The following is a 14,475-nucleotide window of genomic DNA, read 5'->3' on the forward strand; positions in this document are numbered from 1 at the left end:
GTTGAAACTTCCCGAAAGGACGGCTAGGCTTGCGACCAGCGGCCTCGTTGCCGCCAACAGGGAGCCATCGGTGGCAGGAGACAGGGCCCGCCCCTCGCGCAGCTTCGCGATCATCCTGGTCGTGCACCTCGCCGTGCTCGTGCTGTGGCAGGTCGCAGTCGACGCCTTCCACGTGCCGAAATTCATCCTGCCCTCGCCGCTCGCGACGGTCCAGACGCTGGGAACGGCGAGCTATGCCTGGGGCGCCAACACGCTGGTGACTGCAGTCGAGATCCTCGGCGGCTTTGCGCTCGGTGCGTTCGTCGGCGTGGCGCTCGCGGTGATCTTCAGCTGGGCACCGCTGCTCAGCCTCGTGCTGCTGCCGCTGTTCGTGACGCTGAACATGATCCCGAAGGTCGCGCTCGGCCCGCTCTTCATCGTGTGGTTCTCCTACGGCATCGTCCCGAACATCCTGATCGCCTTCAGCATCTGCTTTTTCCCGATCCTGCTTACGACGGCGCGCGGCTTGCGCGAGGTCGAGCCCGACCTGCTCGACCTCGTCAAATCGCTGCGCGGCTCGCGCTGGACCCTGTTCCGCAAGATCCAGCTGCCGGGATCGCTGCCTTACATCTTTTCCGGCATGAAGGTCGGCGCCATCCTCGCCGTCGCCGGCGCCATCGTCGGCGAGTTCATCGCCTCCGAGCGCGGGCTCGGCTATCTCATGATCCAGGTGCAGTCCTCGCTCGACACGCCCGCCATGGTGATGGCCGTCGTGCTGCTCACCCTGCTCGGCGTCGCCCTCTACGGCCTGGTCCTGGCCCTCGAACGCATGTTCGTGGTCGGCGACGCCAGGCAAAACTAAAGGACCAGATCCATGCTCCTGACCCGCCAGAATCTGCCGAAGACGATCCCCGACATCGCCGCGCTCGACGATCTCCTGTGCCGGCCCAGCCAGGCGCTGATCGACGACCTCGCCAAGGTCGAGGGCGACATCATGATCCTAGGCGTCGCCGGAAAGATGGGCCCGACGCTGGCGGGGCTCGCGAAAGCCGCCGTGCCGCATCGCCGCATCATCGGCGTCGCCCGCTTCAGCGACGCCAGCGTCAAGGACTGGCTCCAGGCCCGCGGCGTGGAAACCATCAATTGCGACCTGATGGACGAGAAGGCGATCGCAGCACTGCCGAAGGCGCCGAACATCGTCTTCATGGCCGGCCGCAAGTTCGGCGCCGAGGGCGATCTGTCGCTGACCTGGGCGATGAACGCACATGTGCCGGCGCTGGTGGCGCAGGCCTTTCCCTCCTCGCGCATCGTGGCGTTCTCGACCGGCTGCGTCTATCCGTTCGTTCCCGTCGACGGCAAGGGTTCGAGCGAGGACCTGGCGCCAAACCCGCCCGGCGAATACGCCCAATCCTGCGTCGGCCGCGAGCGCATGTTCGAATATTTCTCCCGCAAGTTCGAAACGCCCGGCCGCCTATTCCGCCTGAATTACGCGATCGACATGCGCTATGGCGTGCTGCACGATATCGCCACGAAAGTGCTGACAGGCACCCCGATCGATGTCAGCCTGGGCCACGTCAATTTCATCTGGCAGGGCGATGCGTCCTCGCAGGCGCTTCGCTGTCTTGCCCATTGCACGACGCCGACCTCGCCGATCAACGTCAGCGGCCACGAGATCCTGGCGGTGCGCGACCTCGCCCAGAAATTCGGGGCCAGATTCGGCCTTGCGCCGGTGCTGATGGGCAAGGAGGAGCCGACGGCGTGGCTGACCGACACGTCTAAGGCGGTCGCGCTGTTCGGCCTGCCCGTCGTCGACACCGAGCAGTTGATCGCCTGGACCGCGGACTGGGTCTCTCGTGCCATGCCGAGCCTCGGCAAGCCCACCAAATACGAGGTGCGCGATGGACGCTATTGACGGGCCGCCCATCCTCAAGCTCGGCGTCCAGGATGCGATCGCCGCCCTGGCGCTCTCGACGGAAGCGCACTGGAACCAGACCGAGGAGGACTGGCGCGTTTTCCTGCGCGATGGTGTGGTGTTCGGGATCCGCGACGGCGCGCGACTGGTCGCCACCGCAGCACTGCTGCCCTATTCCGGCAACAACGCCTGGATCAGCATGGTGCTGGTGTCAGGCACCCACCGCCGCCGCGGCCTTGCTACGCGCCTGGTCGATGCCTGCCTGGAAACGGCGCGCAAGAACGGCCTGACGAGCTGGCTCGATGCCACGCCCGACGGCGCTGCCGTCTATGGGCCGCTGGGGTTCACGCCGACGCAGCAATTGCGCCGCCTGAAGCTGGCGAGGCCTGGACGTGCCGAAGCGGCGCCCTCGTCATCCGCAACGCTCGATGCACTGTGTGCGCGCGACCGACGGGCCACCGGGTTCGACCGGGCCGCGCTTCTTTCCGCCTTCGTGCAACGCTCCGGCTCGCGTATCGTCGCCGCGAACGGCGCCATCGCGCTGGTGCGCGACGGCCGGACCGCCCGCCACATCGGCCCGCTACTGGCCGATGATGCCGCAGCAGCTCTGGCCCTGGTGGGCGAAATCACGCGATCCCAGACTGGCCCGCTGTTGCTCGATGTCGTCGCATCGCAATCAGCGTTCCTGGACGGCTTGACCGCCTCCGGCTGGACCATCGAGCGGCCGTTTCAGCGCATGCGCTTCGGCCCCGCCACCACCGCCGCGGACGAAACGCCATTCGCCGTCGCCGGCCCCGAATTCGGATAGGACATCATGCACCACAGCCAGATCAACAGCGACGTCCGCAAACTGATCGCCGAGGGCACCTTGCTGCCGGCGCACCCCCTAGCCCTCACCGCCGAGCGCCAGCTCGACAAGACGCACCAGCGCGCGCTGACGCGCTACTACATCGACGCCGGCTCCGGCGGCCTTGCGGTCGGCGTGCATACCACGCAATTCGCGATCCGCGATGTCGGCCTCTACCGTCCCGTGCTCGAGCTTGCCGCCGAGACCGCCGCGAACTGGACGAAGCGTCCGCTGGCGCTGGTTGCGGGCTTGGCGGGTCCGACGGAGCAGGCGGCCACCGAAGCCCGCACGGCACGAGATATCGGCTATCACGCCGGCCTGCTCAGCCTCGCCGCGATGAAGAGCGCCTCCGAAGACGAGATCATCGCCCATTGCACGTCGGTTGCCGCCGAAATCCCGCTGGTTGGCTTCTACCTCCAGCCGGCCGTGGGCGGCGTCGTCCTGTCGAGCTGTTTCTGGCAGCGCTTCGCCGCGATCGACAATGTCATTGCCATCAAGATCGCGCCGTTCAACCGCTACCGCACCCTCGACGTCCTGCGCGGCGTGGCAGCCGCCGGCGCGCTCGACCGCGTCGCGCTCTACACCGGCAATGACGACCACATCCTGCTCGACCTGACGCTGCCGTTCGACCTGCGCGACAACGGCGTCACCACCCGGACCTATTTCAAAGGCGGTCTGCTTGGCCATTGGTCGGTGTGGACGGCGAGCGCGATCCAGCAGTTCGAGCGCTGCAAGGCGGCGCGGCACAAGGACAGCGTGCCGGCCGACCTGCTGGCGCTCGATGCCCGCGTCACCGACTGCAACAGTGCCTTCTTCGACGTCGCCAACAATTTTCACGGCTGCATTGCAGGCTGCCATGAGGTCTTGCGGCGCCAGGGCCTGATGAAGGGCTTGTGGTGTCTCGATCCGCACGAGGGCCTCAGCCCGGGCCAGAAGGAGGAGATCGACCGCGTCACGCGCGAGCACGCCGACCTCAGCGACGACGCATTCGTCGCGGCGAACTTGAACAAATGGCTGGCATGAGCTCAGACCCGTTCATCAGCCTGCAAGGCGTCCGCAAGGTCTATCGTAGCGGCAGCGCCGAGTTTCTCGCGGTATCCGATGTCACCATGGACGTGGCTGAGGGTGAACTCGTCTCGCTGGTCGGCCCGTCCGGCTGCGGTAAGACTACGGTGATGAAGATCCTGGCCGGGCTGCACGGCGCCGACGGCGGCACCGTGAAAATCGGCAATGCCAGCAGCCCGTTCGATCCCACCCGCGACATCGGCATGGTGTTCCAGCAGGCACTCCTGCTGAAATGGCGAACCATTCTGGACAACGTGCTGCTGCCGGCCGAGATCGTCGGTCTGCCGATGAAGGCTGCGCGCGAGCGGGCGCGCGATCTGCTCAACCTCGTCGGGCTCGCCGGCTCCGAGCAGAAATATCCGCAGCAGCTCTCCGGCGGCATGCAGCAGCGCACCGCGATCGCGCGCGCCTTCATTCACGATCCAAAACTGATCCTGATGGACGAGCCGTTCGGCGCGCTGGATGCGCTGACGCGCGAGCAGATGAATCTGGAAATGCTGCGGATCTGGCGCGAGAGCGGCAAGACCATCATCTTCGTCACGCATTCGATCCAGGAGGCGGTGTTCCTGTCGTCGCATTGCGCCGTGCTCACGGCCGGACCTGCGAAGATGGCCGACTATTTCCCGATCGACCTGCCCTTCCCACGCGACCTGCCGCTGAAGACCACGGACGCCTTCGGCGTCTATGCGCGAAGGATCTATGCGAAGCTGGGGTTGGGTACTGCGTAAGACGGCCACACGATAGGTGCCGTAGGGTGGGCAAAGCGAAGCGTGCCCACCATTGCCAATGAAGAAGAACGTGGGCACGGCTCAAGGGCGCCTTTGCCCACCCTACGAGAGCGCGGCGAAATCGCAGCCGCGCCCTCCTCACCATCAGCTCTTGTTGCGCATCTTGCTGAGCAGGTAGTTGTCGTAGAAATTCTCCGCGATCTGCGTATAAAACAGCAGCTCCTTCATATACGCGTCGTGGCTCTCCTTGGTCCGCTTGAACAGATCGCTCTTGGCGGCAAGCTCGTTCAGATGGTCCTGGGTCGCGTTGTAGCAGGCCTCCAGCACCGGTTGCGGGAATGCCTTCAGCTCCGCGCCGCCTGCGATCAGGCGCTTGAGCGCCGCCGGATTCACGCTGTCGTATTTTTCGACCATCCAGGCGCCGGCCGCCGCGCCCGCCTGGTTGACGATCGCCTGATAATGCTTGGGCAGCGAAGCCCATTTCTCGTCGTTGACGATCATGTGCAGCATGGCGCCGCCTTCCCACCAGCCGGGGAAGTAATAGTACTTGGCGACTTTCTGGAAACCGAGCTTCTCGTCGTCATAGGGACCGACGAACTCGGCAGCATCGATCGTGCCCTTCTCGAGGGCTGGATACACGTCGCCACCGGCGATCTGCTGCGGCACCACGCCGAGCCTTGCCAGCACATGACCGCCCATGCCTGCGATGCGGAACTTGAGTCCCTTGAGGTCGTCGACGGTCTTGATCTCCTTGCGGAACCAGCCGCCCATCTGGGTGCCGGAATTGCCGCAGAGGATGGCGTGCGCCTTGAACGGCTTGAGCGCCTCGTTGGTGAGGTCTGCGCCGCCGCCGAAATGCCACCACGATTCCTGGTGGCGATGATTCATGCCGAACGGCGCGCCGGTGGCATAGGCCAGCGCCGGCTCCTTGCCGATGTAGAAATAGAGCGGGGTCTGCGCCATCTCGACCGATGCGGTGCTGACCGCATCCAGCGCCTGCAGGCCCGGAACGATCTCGCCGGCGGCAAACGTCTGGATCTGGAATTTGTTGTCGGTGGCTTCAGCAACATATTTCGCGAAGGTCTGCGCCGTGCCGAAGATGGTGTCGAGCGATTTCGGGAAGCTCGAGGTCAGCCGCCATTTGATCTCGGGCGCGCTCTGCGCGATCGCAGGTGCAGCAACCAGCGTGGTCGCGCCGGCGAGCGCGCCGCCTTGCAGGAATGTACGCCGTTTCATGATGAGGTTTCTCCCTTGAAGCAGGTTTCAAAAGTATGGCTGTGCGGCAACGGTCTTTTGCCGACCGTTTGCCCCTTCCCACGGCGGAGTTCAAGATGTGAAAAGGCCTGTAGCCCGCTTCAAAGCAGCTTGGCGCTGACGAACAACGCGCGCACGGCGTTGGTTGCCTGCACAGCCAGCATGGCGTTACCGGCGGCGCCTTCCAGGGCCGCGACGGCGTCCTCGTGCAACGAGCGAAATTCCATCCACTCGACGGACTTGAAGTTGGTCAGGAATTGATAGGCTTGCCCGACGGTCGCGATCGCCAGCGTGTCGCCGTTCAGCTTGATCTTGAACGTCGTGCGCAGCGGGGTTTCGGAACTGGATGGATCGCTCATGGGCTGCTTCTGGACGAGGACGGCTTAACGAAGGGGAAACGGCAGCCCCGCCGTCTCAGGCGAATATCAGGAATCGGTGCTCGCGCGCTGCGAGGCGGTCGCCGCTCCGCGCAGGCTCGGCACCACGACCAGGCGGTTGAACTCGCCATTGTCGTAGGCCTTGATGAACCGATCATAGTCCTTGATCGAGACGCAGCCGTTGGAATCGCCGCGCGGCCCGAGCAGGTAATTGTGCGTGAGCAGCCCGACGCGGCCGAGCGCGCTGGTGCCTTCGACCGGGGTCATGCGCAGCGCGCGGACGCCGTGGAACGGCTTTTCGCGCGGCTTCAGGTCGTAGATCGCCGGCGGGGTCGCACCGACCATCCGCCGGTCGACATGGTCGGGATTGTCCATCAGCGCGCCCAGGCCGGAATGGGCTTCCAGCGCCACGCCGCTCGGCAGGTAAACCGCCTTGGCCGAGATGTCGTAGACCGCGGTGCGCGAATCGTAGCCGAGCGCGGCGAGGTCCGGCCCCCTTCCGAGCAGGCCGTCGCTGGGCGTCAGCGAGGCCAGCCTGATCTTGTCGGTGAATTTTTCGAAGAAGTTGCGGTTGTCGACCCTGAGATTGGTGTCCGCATAGGCCTGGCTGGAGGCAATCTGAGCGGAGAAGTCCGCCTGGACCGGACGCGCGCGCGGCATCGGGATGGCGTCGGCGCGCTGCGAGCGCCTCGCCTCCTCGGTCATGTACCGGTCGTCCTCGGTCAGGAGCGAGCGCCACTCGTCGCCCTGGAGCTTCTGGGCCAGCATCGCCTTGGCATCGCGCAGCTTGAGCTGGGCCGCATTCACCGCGGAACGCTCCAGCACCCGCAGGCCGAGTTCGCGGGGCGCCGGGCCGGCCGAGGCGAAACGGTCCTCGAATGAGGGGGCCGGCGGCAAGGCGGCGGAGACCAGCGGCGTCGAATCGCTGATATCGGCAACCCACGCAGCGGCGCCGAGCGCCAGCGCGATCGCTGCCACAGAAAGCAGAATCGTTTCAGCCCGCCCGACACGGCGGCGCGACAACAGCCTCTCGGCGTGTGCTGCGTCGGAAACCATCAGATCCCCAAATCGACCTCCGGGGGCTTACCCACCCCACCCGGAGACTCTATACCAGCTACCACATTGGGAGCCAAAAGTTAGGCATAATCGGGGCCGCCAAGACCCTCCAAACGTATCCCCCTACGGTATCCAATGACCGATCCGTTCGATCTCGATCGCTTTGTCCGGGCCCAGGATCCGGTCTACCGCGACGTCCTGGGCGAGCTGACCCAGGGCCGGAAGCAGACTCACTGGATGTGGTTCATCTTCCCCCAGGTCGCAGGTCTCGGCGCCAGCGCCATGTCGCAGCGCTACGCCATCGGCTCCCGGGCCGAGGCCGAGGCCTATCTCGCCCACCCCGTCCTCGGGGGCCGGCTGATCGAATGCACCAAGCTGGTGCTCGCGGTCGAGGGCCGGACCATCAACGCGATCCTCGGCGCGCCGGATGACGCCAAATTCCGCTCGTCGATGACGCTGTTCGGCGCTGTATCCGACGAGCCCGTCTTCGATCGGGCGCTCGCCCGATATTTCGCAGGCGAACGCGACGGCGCCACGCTGGAGATCCTCGAAAGGCGCGATCGGGCATCCGCCTGAGCTGACCGGCCCATCAGCGTAAACCACGGGTTAACACGGCCGCTCTATCGTCCGGGCAAAATAGTTCTCCGTTATTTGCCGGACAGACCATGAAAATCGGTACGCTCCTGACCAGCGCCATCGTCTCGCTCTCGACCGTCGGCGGCGGCCTCGCCGTCTACGTCGCCGCGACGAAATACCAGACCATGGAGCTGATCAGCGAGGCGCAAGGCCGCCTCGCGATCGTCCGCGCGGTCAGCGACATCCCGCGTTATCTCAATCCGGAGCGCGGCTTTTCCACCAACATCCTCTATGGACCTGCGGCCATCGACCCGGCGCTGCTGGCCGAGCAGGACAAGCTGCGCAAGCAGACCGACCGCGCCCGCGACAAGATGAACGCACTGCGCAAGGAGCTGCCCGGCCCGTTCGACGACGGCACCACGATCGGCAGCAACATCGACGGCATCAACGCGAAGTTCACCGCGTTGCGCGAGGCCATCGACAAGGCGCTGGCAGGTCCCGCCGAGGCGCGCAAGGACGCGGCCAAGAAGATCGTCGCCGACAATGCCGTGCTCAACGGCGGCGTGACTGCGCTGCTCAACGAGCAGGTCCGCCGCATGGCGATCCTCAACGGTGACGTCTACCGGCAGGCCAGCTACGCCAATGTCGCGATGACGCTGCGCGACGTCGGCGGCTTCAACTCCAGCCTGCACAAAAACCTCGTCGGCGGAAAAAAGCCGGCGACCGAAGCCGAGAAGGCCGACATCGGCCGCTCGCAGGGCCGCAACGACCAGCTCGTGATGGCGCTGCTGGAACTGCGCGGCAATCCGGCGACGCCCGCCAACGTCGCCGCGGCGCTGGAGAAGTTCAATTCGGTCTATGTCGAGGAGTTCGGCCGCGAGCTCAAGCTGGTGAAGGACGGCGCCGTCACCGGCAAGTACGAGCACGACATGGACACCTATTACGCCGCCACGCAGCGCGGCCTCGGCACCATCATCGAGGTCCGCGACGCCTTCTACGACAACGCGGAGCAGATCCTGGCCGGCGCCTCTGCCGCTGCGCGCACCAGCTTCACGATCGCCCTCGTCGGCCTCGTCGCCGTGCTGATTGCCAGCGCCGGCCTCATCGTGACGGTTCGCCGCCGCGTCTGCGCGCCGATCGTCGGCCTGACGACGCGCATGTCGCGGCTCGCCGAGGGCGAGGTTGCGGAAGAGATTCCCGGCGCCGAGCGTTCCGACGAGATCGGCGCGATGGCGGCGGCCGTTCAGGTGTTCAAGGACAACATGATCCGGGCCGACCGGCTCGCGGCCGAGAAGCAGGCCGAGAACGACGGCAAGATGCGCCGCGCCCAGGCGCTCGACGATCTCACCCGTGCCTTCGAGGCCAAGGTCACCGAGCTGGTCGGCGGCCTGTCGCGAGCCTCTGCTGCGATGGAAAGCACGGCACAGTCGATGACCTCGACGGCGGCGCAGACCAATAGCCAGGCCGCCGTCGTTGCCGCCGCCTCCGAACAGACCTCGACCAACGTGCAGACGGTCGCGAGCGCCACCGAAGAGCTGACCTCCTCGATCGCGGAGATCGGCCGTCAGGTCGCCCAAAGCACCGAGATTGCGGCCCGCGCCGTCGACAATGCCCGCCGCACCGGCGACACGGCACGCACGCTCGCCGAGGGCGCGCAGAAGATCGGCGACGTCGTGACGCTGATCCAGAGCATCGCCGAGCAGACCAACCTGCTTGCGCTGAACGCGACCATCGAGGCCGCCCGTGCCGGTGAGGCCGGCCGCGGCTTTGCCGTGGTCGCCTCCGAAGTGAAGTCGCTGGCGGGCCAGACCGCCAAGGCCACGACGGAGATCTCCGAGCAGATCACCGCGATCCAGACCGCGAGCGACGAGACGGTGGCGGCGATCCGCAACGTCGCCGACGTCATCGCCGAGATCGACCAGATCGGCACCGCCATCGCCGCGGCGATCGAGGAACAGGGCTCGGCGACCAAGGAGATCGCCCGCAGCGTTCAGGAGGCCGCCCGCGGCACCCAGGAGGTCAACAGCAATATCTCCGGCGTGCAGCGCGCCGCCGACGACACCGGCGCCGCGGCAAGAGAGGTGCTGGGCGCGGCCGAGCAGCTATCGACCCAGTCGCGCGATCTCGCCGGCCAATTCGAGCGCTTCCTCGGCGAGGTCCGGGCGGCGTAGCGCGACGTCAATAGGGCGGCGCCTTGCGCGCCCGCTGGGCTTTCGCCGCTTCGATCCACCACGTCAGATCATCCGCAAAGCGCGGGAACGAGCGTTCCAGCGCCTTGCCGCCGTCGCCGATCGGCTCGCCGTCCTCGGACAGGGTCTGCGCGATCGGGCCGACGCCGATGGTGCTCGACACCACCACCATGCCCATCTCCGAGAGCGTGCCGTGCCAGGCGGTCGCTGCGCGCGCGCCGGACAGCCGGCCGGCCGAATAGCTCACGATCGCAGCCGGGCGCCAGAACCACTCTTCGAGGAAATGGTCGGTGAGGTTCTTCAGGCCCGGCTGAATGCCCCAATTGTACTCGCCAGTGACGAACACGAATCCGTCGGCGCCTCGGATCTGCCCGGCCAGCTTCTCCAGCGCCTCCGGCGCCGCGCCCTTGGGATATTCCTTGTACATGCGGTCGAGCATCGGCAGCCCGATCGCCTTGGCGTCGATGAACTCGACGTCGTCGCCGCGCCCGCGCAGCCGGTTGATGACGAAACTCGCAAGGCGGATGCCCATGCGGTCGGAACGGTAGGAACCGTAGAGAACGAGAATGCGATTTGCCATGGCCGGATGGTAGCACGAAACCGGCGTCCGACCCTACTCGATTTGCCGCACTACCGTCCGCGACCAAGGTCCAGCGTTTGCGACGGCGTCTCGCCGAACTGGTCGCGGTAGCTTCTGGAAAAATCGCTGAGATGCCAGAAGCCATACGCCAGCGCGACCGCCTTGACGCTGTCGGCCCCGGCGAGCAGCCGCCGGCGCACCAGCCACAGCCGGCGTAGGCGCAAATAGCGGTGCAGGCTCATGCCGCGATAGCGCCGGACGACATCATGCATGGTGCGAACGGACAGCCCGAGCTTGCGCGCGATCTCATCGCTATAGATTGGCTCCGACAGGTCGTCGGACAGCAGCGCGCGGATGTCCCGGAAAATCCTGAAACTTCGTTCGTCGTTGGGACCCAGGGTCCAGCGGGCCGAAACGATCGTCGCAAAGGCCTCATCGACGGCTGCGAGCAGGGACTCCTTCATTGCCGCGGCCTTCAACAGGAACTCCGGTGCCTCGACCGGGCCGGACGCTTCGGCCAGCACCTCTCGAACGACGGCGCGCAACCGCTGCATGCCGGCCGTGGAGATTTCGAAAATCTTAAAGCTCGCTACAGTGGGCGGCCAGCCCCGATCCCTGACCGCCGGCCGGAAGACCACCGAGGCGATTTCCCGCTGTACCTCCTCGATGATGGTGTAGGCCGCCCCGCCGTTGCCGATGACCACGGCTGGTCCCGCCCGTTGCGAGCCGTTGAAGCGAATTGGCACGTTGAGATCGTCCATCGTGAAGCCGATCCCCGTGCAATCTTCGACGAGTTGTGCGTCGACCACCCGCGGAAACGCGCGCGTCAAGTTCACGTCGCAGCTGGGCAACGACAGGATCGTCTGCTCGGCCGAAATCTTACGCACAAAAGGGGTGAACTCGAAATTCAACCCGCGTATGGCGCTTCGAAATTCGTCGACGTCCGAAAAACGAAATGTTTTGAGTGCCGACCTCGGCACGTCGTCAATGCTGTTCATGGCAATACGAAACGCCGCGTCGCGTTACACGTGTGTCCGGCCGCGGTGCCGGATCATCCGCCCCTTCGGTTTTTCCGTCGGCCCGAAAGAATCAATTCAAACGTGTCCTGACCAGTTGGAGAGCATTCGATTGAAACAACAAGCCGGGATATCTCGGTGTCGCCGAATTTCGATAGCGTTTCCTGCGATTGAGGCGGTGCACCAATACCGAGACAGTCGACCTTTAAGATTCAAATTAACGCCTTTACGGCGGAATGACCGTCGTTCGATCGTGACATTTGTTTCCATTGATTTCAGGCCCTGCCATGACGGCAAATTCGCCTGCTGAAAATCTGGTCGAGTTGGAGAACGCGGTTGCAACGTGTCCGCTGGACCGCTGCGCTCGCATCCTCTCCGGCATTGTGCAACTGCTCACAAGCAGCCGCGGCCGATCCCGGGAATTGCTCGCCAACGTGGTCGACGGCGTTCTGCTGCGCCTGATCGAGCGGGTTGAGATCAGCACGCTGATCGATGCTAGCACGTCACTCGCAGAGCTCGACGTAGCTCCACTGAACACCGTGCGACGTCTCGCATCGCATCGCGATCCGGAAGTCGCCTGCCCTGTCTTGCTCCGCGCGCAGTCATTGTCCGCGGCCGACCTCGAGTCGATCGCAATCGCGAGCGGCGAGCGACAGCAATGTGCGATCGCCGCCCGTGCGCCGATTGATCCAATGGTGATCGTGACGCTGATCAAGTTTGGCAGCCCCGGCGCCTGTCTTGCGCTGATCGGCAACAGGGATGCAAAATTCTCCGATGCCGCCTACGCTGCGCTGATCGAGAAGTGCCTGTCGGATGACGGACTGACCAAAGCTCTGGCGCTCAGGCCGGACACGCCCGACACGGTCATGCGGGCGTTGCTGTCGGCCTCGCCGGCTCCGAAGCCCGGCCAGGAGCCGAAGGCCATCGGCTCGCATCAAACCGCAACGGCCGCTCCGAGCATGGCCAAGCTCCCCTCCGCGGCCGCTTATGCAAGCGCGCGGCCGGAGATCGTCGCGCTCAGCCGCATCGGCAAGCTCAACGATTCCACGGTGAACCGCTTCGCCATTCGCGGCGAGACCGCCAACCTCATCACCGCGCTGTCAGTGCTTTCAGGCGCTCCAATCGACATCGTCGAGCATGTCATGACCGACGAGGATTGCGAGGCTCTCGTCATGGCCTGCCGCGCCTCGCGGCTGAACTGGCAGACCACCCTCGCCATCCTGAGCAACCGCTCCGGCAACAGGCTGTCCTTCGCCGAGCGCGAACGCGCGCAGCACATCTTCGAGACGCTGCTGCTGTCGACCAGCCAGTGGACGGTGCGTTGGGGAGAAATTGCCGCAAACGCCAGGGACAGCAGCCGGGGACATCGCGATGCAAGAAAGATGGGGGTCAATCGATGAAGTTCGACGGTCGTAAAGCCGCCCGCGTGAAGATGGACCACAGGCAGCCGGTCAATCTCATGGGATCCGACGGCACCTGGCGGCGCAGCTGCGTCCTGCTCGACGTATCGCAGACGGGCGCGAAGGTGGAGGTCGAGGGCACACTTGACGTGCTCCAGGCCAAGGAATTCTTCCTGCTGCTGTCGTCGACGGGCCTCGCATACCGGCGCTGCGAGCTGGTCTGGATCGACGGCACCACGGCCGGCGTCCACTTCGTCACCGCACATAGCAAGAAGAAACCGTCGAGTGCGCCGGCTGCCGGAACAACGCAGACCTCCGCTCAAGCCAAATAGGCAATCACCGACCGGAGCCCGCGACATCCCAGGCCACATCCGTGCAGAACGCGCCAACCACACCCAGGGCCAGCAACCGCAGCGGCATCGTCGTCTCTGCAGCGGCGCGCCCCCTTGTGCACGTGCTGGCCGACTCATCCGCCAGGCTGGCGGGTGTCTGCTCGATCCTCGAGGAACGCTTCGCCCTCGCGGGCGAGCGACTCGACACCGAAGCCAGGCTGTCGGAGGTGCCGTCCGCCATCGTCATTCGCGCGGAGCTTCGTAATGTCGACAACATTGCGGCGATCAAGAAACGGGCGGGCAAGCTCGCAAAAGCGAAGAAGCGCATCTTCCTGCTCGAGCACAGCTCCCACGTCTGCATTGCGCAGGCCTATGCCCTCGGGGCGACGCTGGTCCTTCCCGGCACGGTCGGCCGGACCAAGCTGCTGGCGGCACTGACTGATCCGGCCGACGGGCCCTCCGCTTCGTCAGGCGATGCGGCGCAATCCGACAACGCCGTCGAGGCCGCGGCGACCGCGATCGCATCGATGTTCACAGCTGTCACCCTGGGTCAGCCGCTCGATGTCGAGGGCACCAGGGAGGCCGGCCGCCAGATCGCCGATCGCATCACCCGGCGTGGCCTGACGGAGTGGCTCATGACGGTGCGGGCGCACCACGAGGGAACCTATCAGCATTGCCTGCTCGTCACCGGCGTTGCCATCGACTTCGGACTGAGCCTCGGCGTCGGCAGGGCCGACCTGGAACGCCTCTACTCGGCGGCCATGTTCCACGACATCGGCAAGGCGCAGATTCCGCTCGCCATCCTCGACAAGCCGGGCCGCCTCGATGCCGCCGAGCGCGCGCTGATCGAGACGCATCCCGTCGCCGGCCACGCATTTCTCAAGGACCATGACGGGATCTCGGCCGAGATCCTCGATGCCGTCCGCCATCATCACGAATACCTCGACGGGAGCGGCTATCCCGATGCGCTCTGCGGCGAGAGCATCGGCGACATCGTGCGGATCCTCACCATCTCGGACATCTTCGCGGCACTGATCGAGCACCGGCACTACAAGCCGACCATGCCGCGCGCGGAGGCCTACGACGTTCTGTGCGGGATGAATGGCAAGCTGGAAAAGGCGCTGGTCCGCTCCTTCAAGCAGGTCGCACTCACGCGGTGAGCGG

Annotated in this window: 15 protein-coding genes; 10 read left to right on the forward strand and 5 right to left on the reverse strand. The window is 65.5% G+C overall.

The window, feature by feature from the left end; all coding sequences use genetic code 11:
* Positions 1–70 precede the first annotated feature (70 nt).
* Genes AC24YW_RS01235 through AC24YW_RS01255 form a run of 5 tightly spaced genes read left to right on the forward strand, consistent with a single transcriptional unit; the run spans position 71 to position 4,531 of the window.
* On the forward strand, positions 71–841 hold the full coding sequence (locus tag AC24YW_RS01235) for an ABC transporter permease (protein ID WP_487480993.1): 771 nt from the start codon (positions 71–73) through the stop codon (positions 839–841).
* A 12-nt stretch (positions 842–853) separates the two neighbouring features.
* A complete protein-coding gene (locus AC24YW_RS01240) occupies positions 854–1,891 on the forward strand; it encodes an NAD-dependent epimerase/dehydratase family protein (protein WP_487480994.1) in 1,038 nt (345 codons plus the stop codon).
* Positions 1,878–2,699: a GNAT family N-acetyltransferase gene (locus tag AC24YW_RS01245; RefSeq protein ID WP_487480995.1), complete on the forward strand. Its 822-nt coding sequence runs from the start codon at positions 1,878–1,880 to the stop codon at positions 2,697–2,699. The genes AC24YW_RS01240 and AC24YW_RS01245 overlap by 14 nt, the downstream gene beginning before the upstream one ends.
* Before the next feature lie 6 nt (positions 2,700–2,705).
* Positions 2,706–3,761: a dihydrodipicolinate synthase family protein gene (locus AC24YW_RS01250; protein WP_487480996.1), complete on the forward strand. Its 1,056-nt coding sequence runs from the start codon at positions 2,706–2,708 to the stop codon at positions 3,759–3,761.
* Positions 3,749–4,531: an ABC transporter ATP-binding protein gene (locus tag AC24YW_RS01255; RefSeq protein WP_487480997.1), complete on the forward strand. Its 783-nt coding sequence runs from the start codon at positions 3,749–3,751 to the stop codon at positions 4,529–4,531. The genes AC24YW_RS01250 and AC24YW_RS01255 overlap by 13 nt, the downstream gene beginning before the upstream one ends.
* Before the next feature lie 144 nt (positions 4,532–4,675).
* Here the strand turns inward: AC24YW_RS01255 and AC24YW_RS01260 are convergent, their stop codons facing one another.
* The 3 genes from AC24YW_RS01260 to AC24YW_RS01270 all read right to left on the reverse strand — a co-directional run bounded on the left by AC24YW_RS01260 (position 4,676) and on the right by AC24YW_RS01270 (position 7,149).
* Positions 4,676–5,767, reverse strand: coding sequence for a TRAP transporter substrate-binding protein (locus AC24YW_RS01260; protein WP_487480998.1), 1,092 nt, complete (start codon positions 5,765–5,767; stop codon positions 4,676–4,678).
* 119 nt (positions 5,768–5,886) lie between these two features.
* Complete coding sequence (locus AC24YW_RS01265; protein WP_024338019.1) at positions 5,887–6,144, reverse strand: hypothetical protein; 258 nt, start codon at positions 6,142–6,144, stop codon at positions 5,887–5,889.
* Between the two features lie 66 nt (positions 6,145–6,210).
* Entirely contained in the window at positions 6,211–7,149 is a 939-nt protein-coding gene (locus AC24YW_RS01270; RefSeq protein WP_487481830.1) for a DUF2778 domain-containing protein, read from the reverse strand.
* 204 nt (positions 7,150–7,353) lie between these two features.
* Here AC24YW_RS01270 and AC24YW_RS01275 point away from each other — a divergent pair, with 204 nt between their 5' ends.
* On the forward strand, positions 7,354–7,794 hold the full coding sequence (locus AC24YW_RS01275; RefSeq protein ID WP_487480999.1) for a DUF1810 domain-containing protein: 441 nt from the start codon (positions 7,354–7,356) through the stop codon (positions 7,792–7,794).
* A gap of 89 nt (positions 7,795–7,883) precedes the next feature.
* The gene (locus AC24YW_RS01280; protein WP_487481000.1) at positions 7,884–9,965 is read left to right on the forward strand and encodes a methyl-accepting chemotaxis protein; all 2,082 of its coding nucleotides are present in this window, start codon (positions 7,884–7,886) and stop codon (positions 9,963–9,965) included.
* A 7-nt stretch (positions 9,966–9,972) separates the two neighbouring features.
* On the opposite strand, the gene AC24YW_RS01285 is transcribed toward AC24YW_RS01280, so the two are convergent.
* Positions 9,973–10,563: an NADPH-dependent FMN reductase gene (locus AC24YW_RS01285; protein ID WP_487481001.1), complete on the reverse strand. Its 591-nt coding sequence runs from the start codon at positions 10,561–10,563 to the stop codon at positions 9,973–9,975.
* Between the two features lie 50 nt (positions 10,564–10,613).
* The gene (locus AC24YW_RS01290; protein WP_487481002.1) at positions 10,614–11,561 is read right to left on the reverse strand and encodes an AraC family transcriptional regulator; all 948 of its coding nucleotides are present in this window, start codon (positions 11,559–11,561) and stop codon (positions 10,614–10,616) included.
* A 305-nt stretch (positions 11,562–11,866) separates the two neighbouring features.
* On the opposite strand from AC24YW_RS01290, the gene AC24YW_RS01295 reads away from it, so the two are divergent.
* From AC24YW_RS01295 to AC24YW_RS01305, 3 genes are read left to right on the forward strand one after another with little or no spacing between them, the layout of a single operon-like run.
* On the forward strand, positions 11,867–12,979 hold the full coding sequence (locus AC24YW_RS01295) for a DUF2336 domain-containing protein (protein ID WP_487481003.1): 1,113 nt from the start codon (positions 11,867–11,869) through the stop codon (positions 12,977–12,979).
* A complete protein-coding gene (locus AC24YW_RS01300; RefSeq protein WP_487481004.1) occupies positions 12,976–13,311 on the forward strand; it encodes a PilZ domain-containing protein in 336 nt (111 codons plus the stop codon). The genes AC24YW_RS01295 and AC24YW_RS01300 overlap by 4 nt, the downstream gene beginning before the upstream one ends.
* 41 nt (positions 13,312–13,352) lie before the next feature.
* Entirely contained in the window at positions 13,353–14,471 is a 1,119-nt protein-coding gene (locus AC24YW_RS01305) for an HD-GYP domain-containing protein (RefSeq protein ID WP_487481005.1), read from the forward strand.
* The last annotated feature ends 4 nt before the right edge of the window (positions 14,472–14,475 follow it).

It is taken from the genome of Bradyrhizobium sp. USDA3516, from assembly GCF_057651995.1.

What these genes read in the sequence shown, in the direction of transcription:
- AC24YW_RS01280 (WP_487481000.1), top strand. Translation starts at nt 7,884, where the DNA reads ATGAAAATCGGTACGCTCCTGACCAGCGCCATCGTCTCGCTCTCGACC.
- AC24YW_RS01300 (WP_487481004.1), top strand. Translation starts at nt 12,976, where the DNA reads ATGAAGTTCGACGGTCGTAAAGCCGCCCGCGTGAAGATGGACCACAGG.
- AC24YW_RS01275 (WP_487480999.1), top strand. Translation starts at nt 7,354, where the DNA reads ATGACCGATCCGTTCGATCTCGATCGCTTTGTCCGGGCCCAGGATCCG.
- AC24YW_RS01250 (WP_487480996.1), top strand. Translation starts at nt 2,706, where the DNA reads ATGCACCACAGCCAGATCAACAGCGACGTCCGCAAACTGATCGCCGAG.
- AC24YW_RS01285 (WP_487481001.1), bottom strand. Translation starts at nt 10,563, where the DNA reads ATGGCAAATCGCATTCTCGTTCTCTACGGTTCCTACCGTTCCGACCGC.
- AC24YW_RS01265 (WP_024338019.1), bottom strand. Translation starts at nt 6,144, where the DNA reads ATGAGCGATCCATCCAGTTCCGAAACCCCGCTGCGCACGACGTTCAAG.
- AC24YW_RS01240 (WP_487480994.1), top strand. Translation starts at nt 854, where the DNA reads ATGCTCCTGACCCGCCAGAATCTGCCGAAGACGATCCCCGACATCGCC.
- AC24YW_RS01290 (WP_487481002.1), bottom strand. Translation starts at nt 11,561, where the DNA reads ATGAACAGCATTGACGACGTGCCGAGGTCGGCACTCAAAACATTTCGT.
- AC24YW_RS01260 (WP_487480998.1), bottom strand. Translation starts at nt 5,767, where the DNA reads ATGAAACGGCGTACATTCCTGCAAGGCGGCGCGCTCGCCGGCGCGACC.
- AC24YW_RS01295 (WP_487481003.1), top strand. Translation starts at nt 11,867, where the DNA reads ATGACGGCAAATTCGCCTGCTGAAAATCTGGTCGAGTTGGAGAACGCG.
- AC24YW_RS01255 (WP_487480997.1), top strand. Translation starts at nt 3,749, where the DNA reads ATGGCTGGCATGAGCTCAGACCCGTTCATCAGCCTGCAAGGCGTCCGC.
- AC24YW_RS01245 (WP_487480995.1), top strand. Translation starts at nt 1,878, where the DNA reads ATGGACGCTATTGACGGGCCGCCCATCCTCAAGCTCGGCGTCCAGGAT.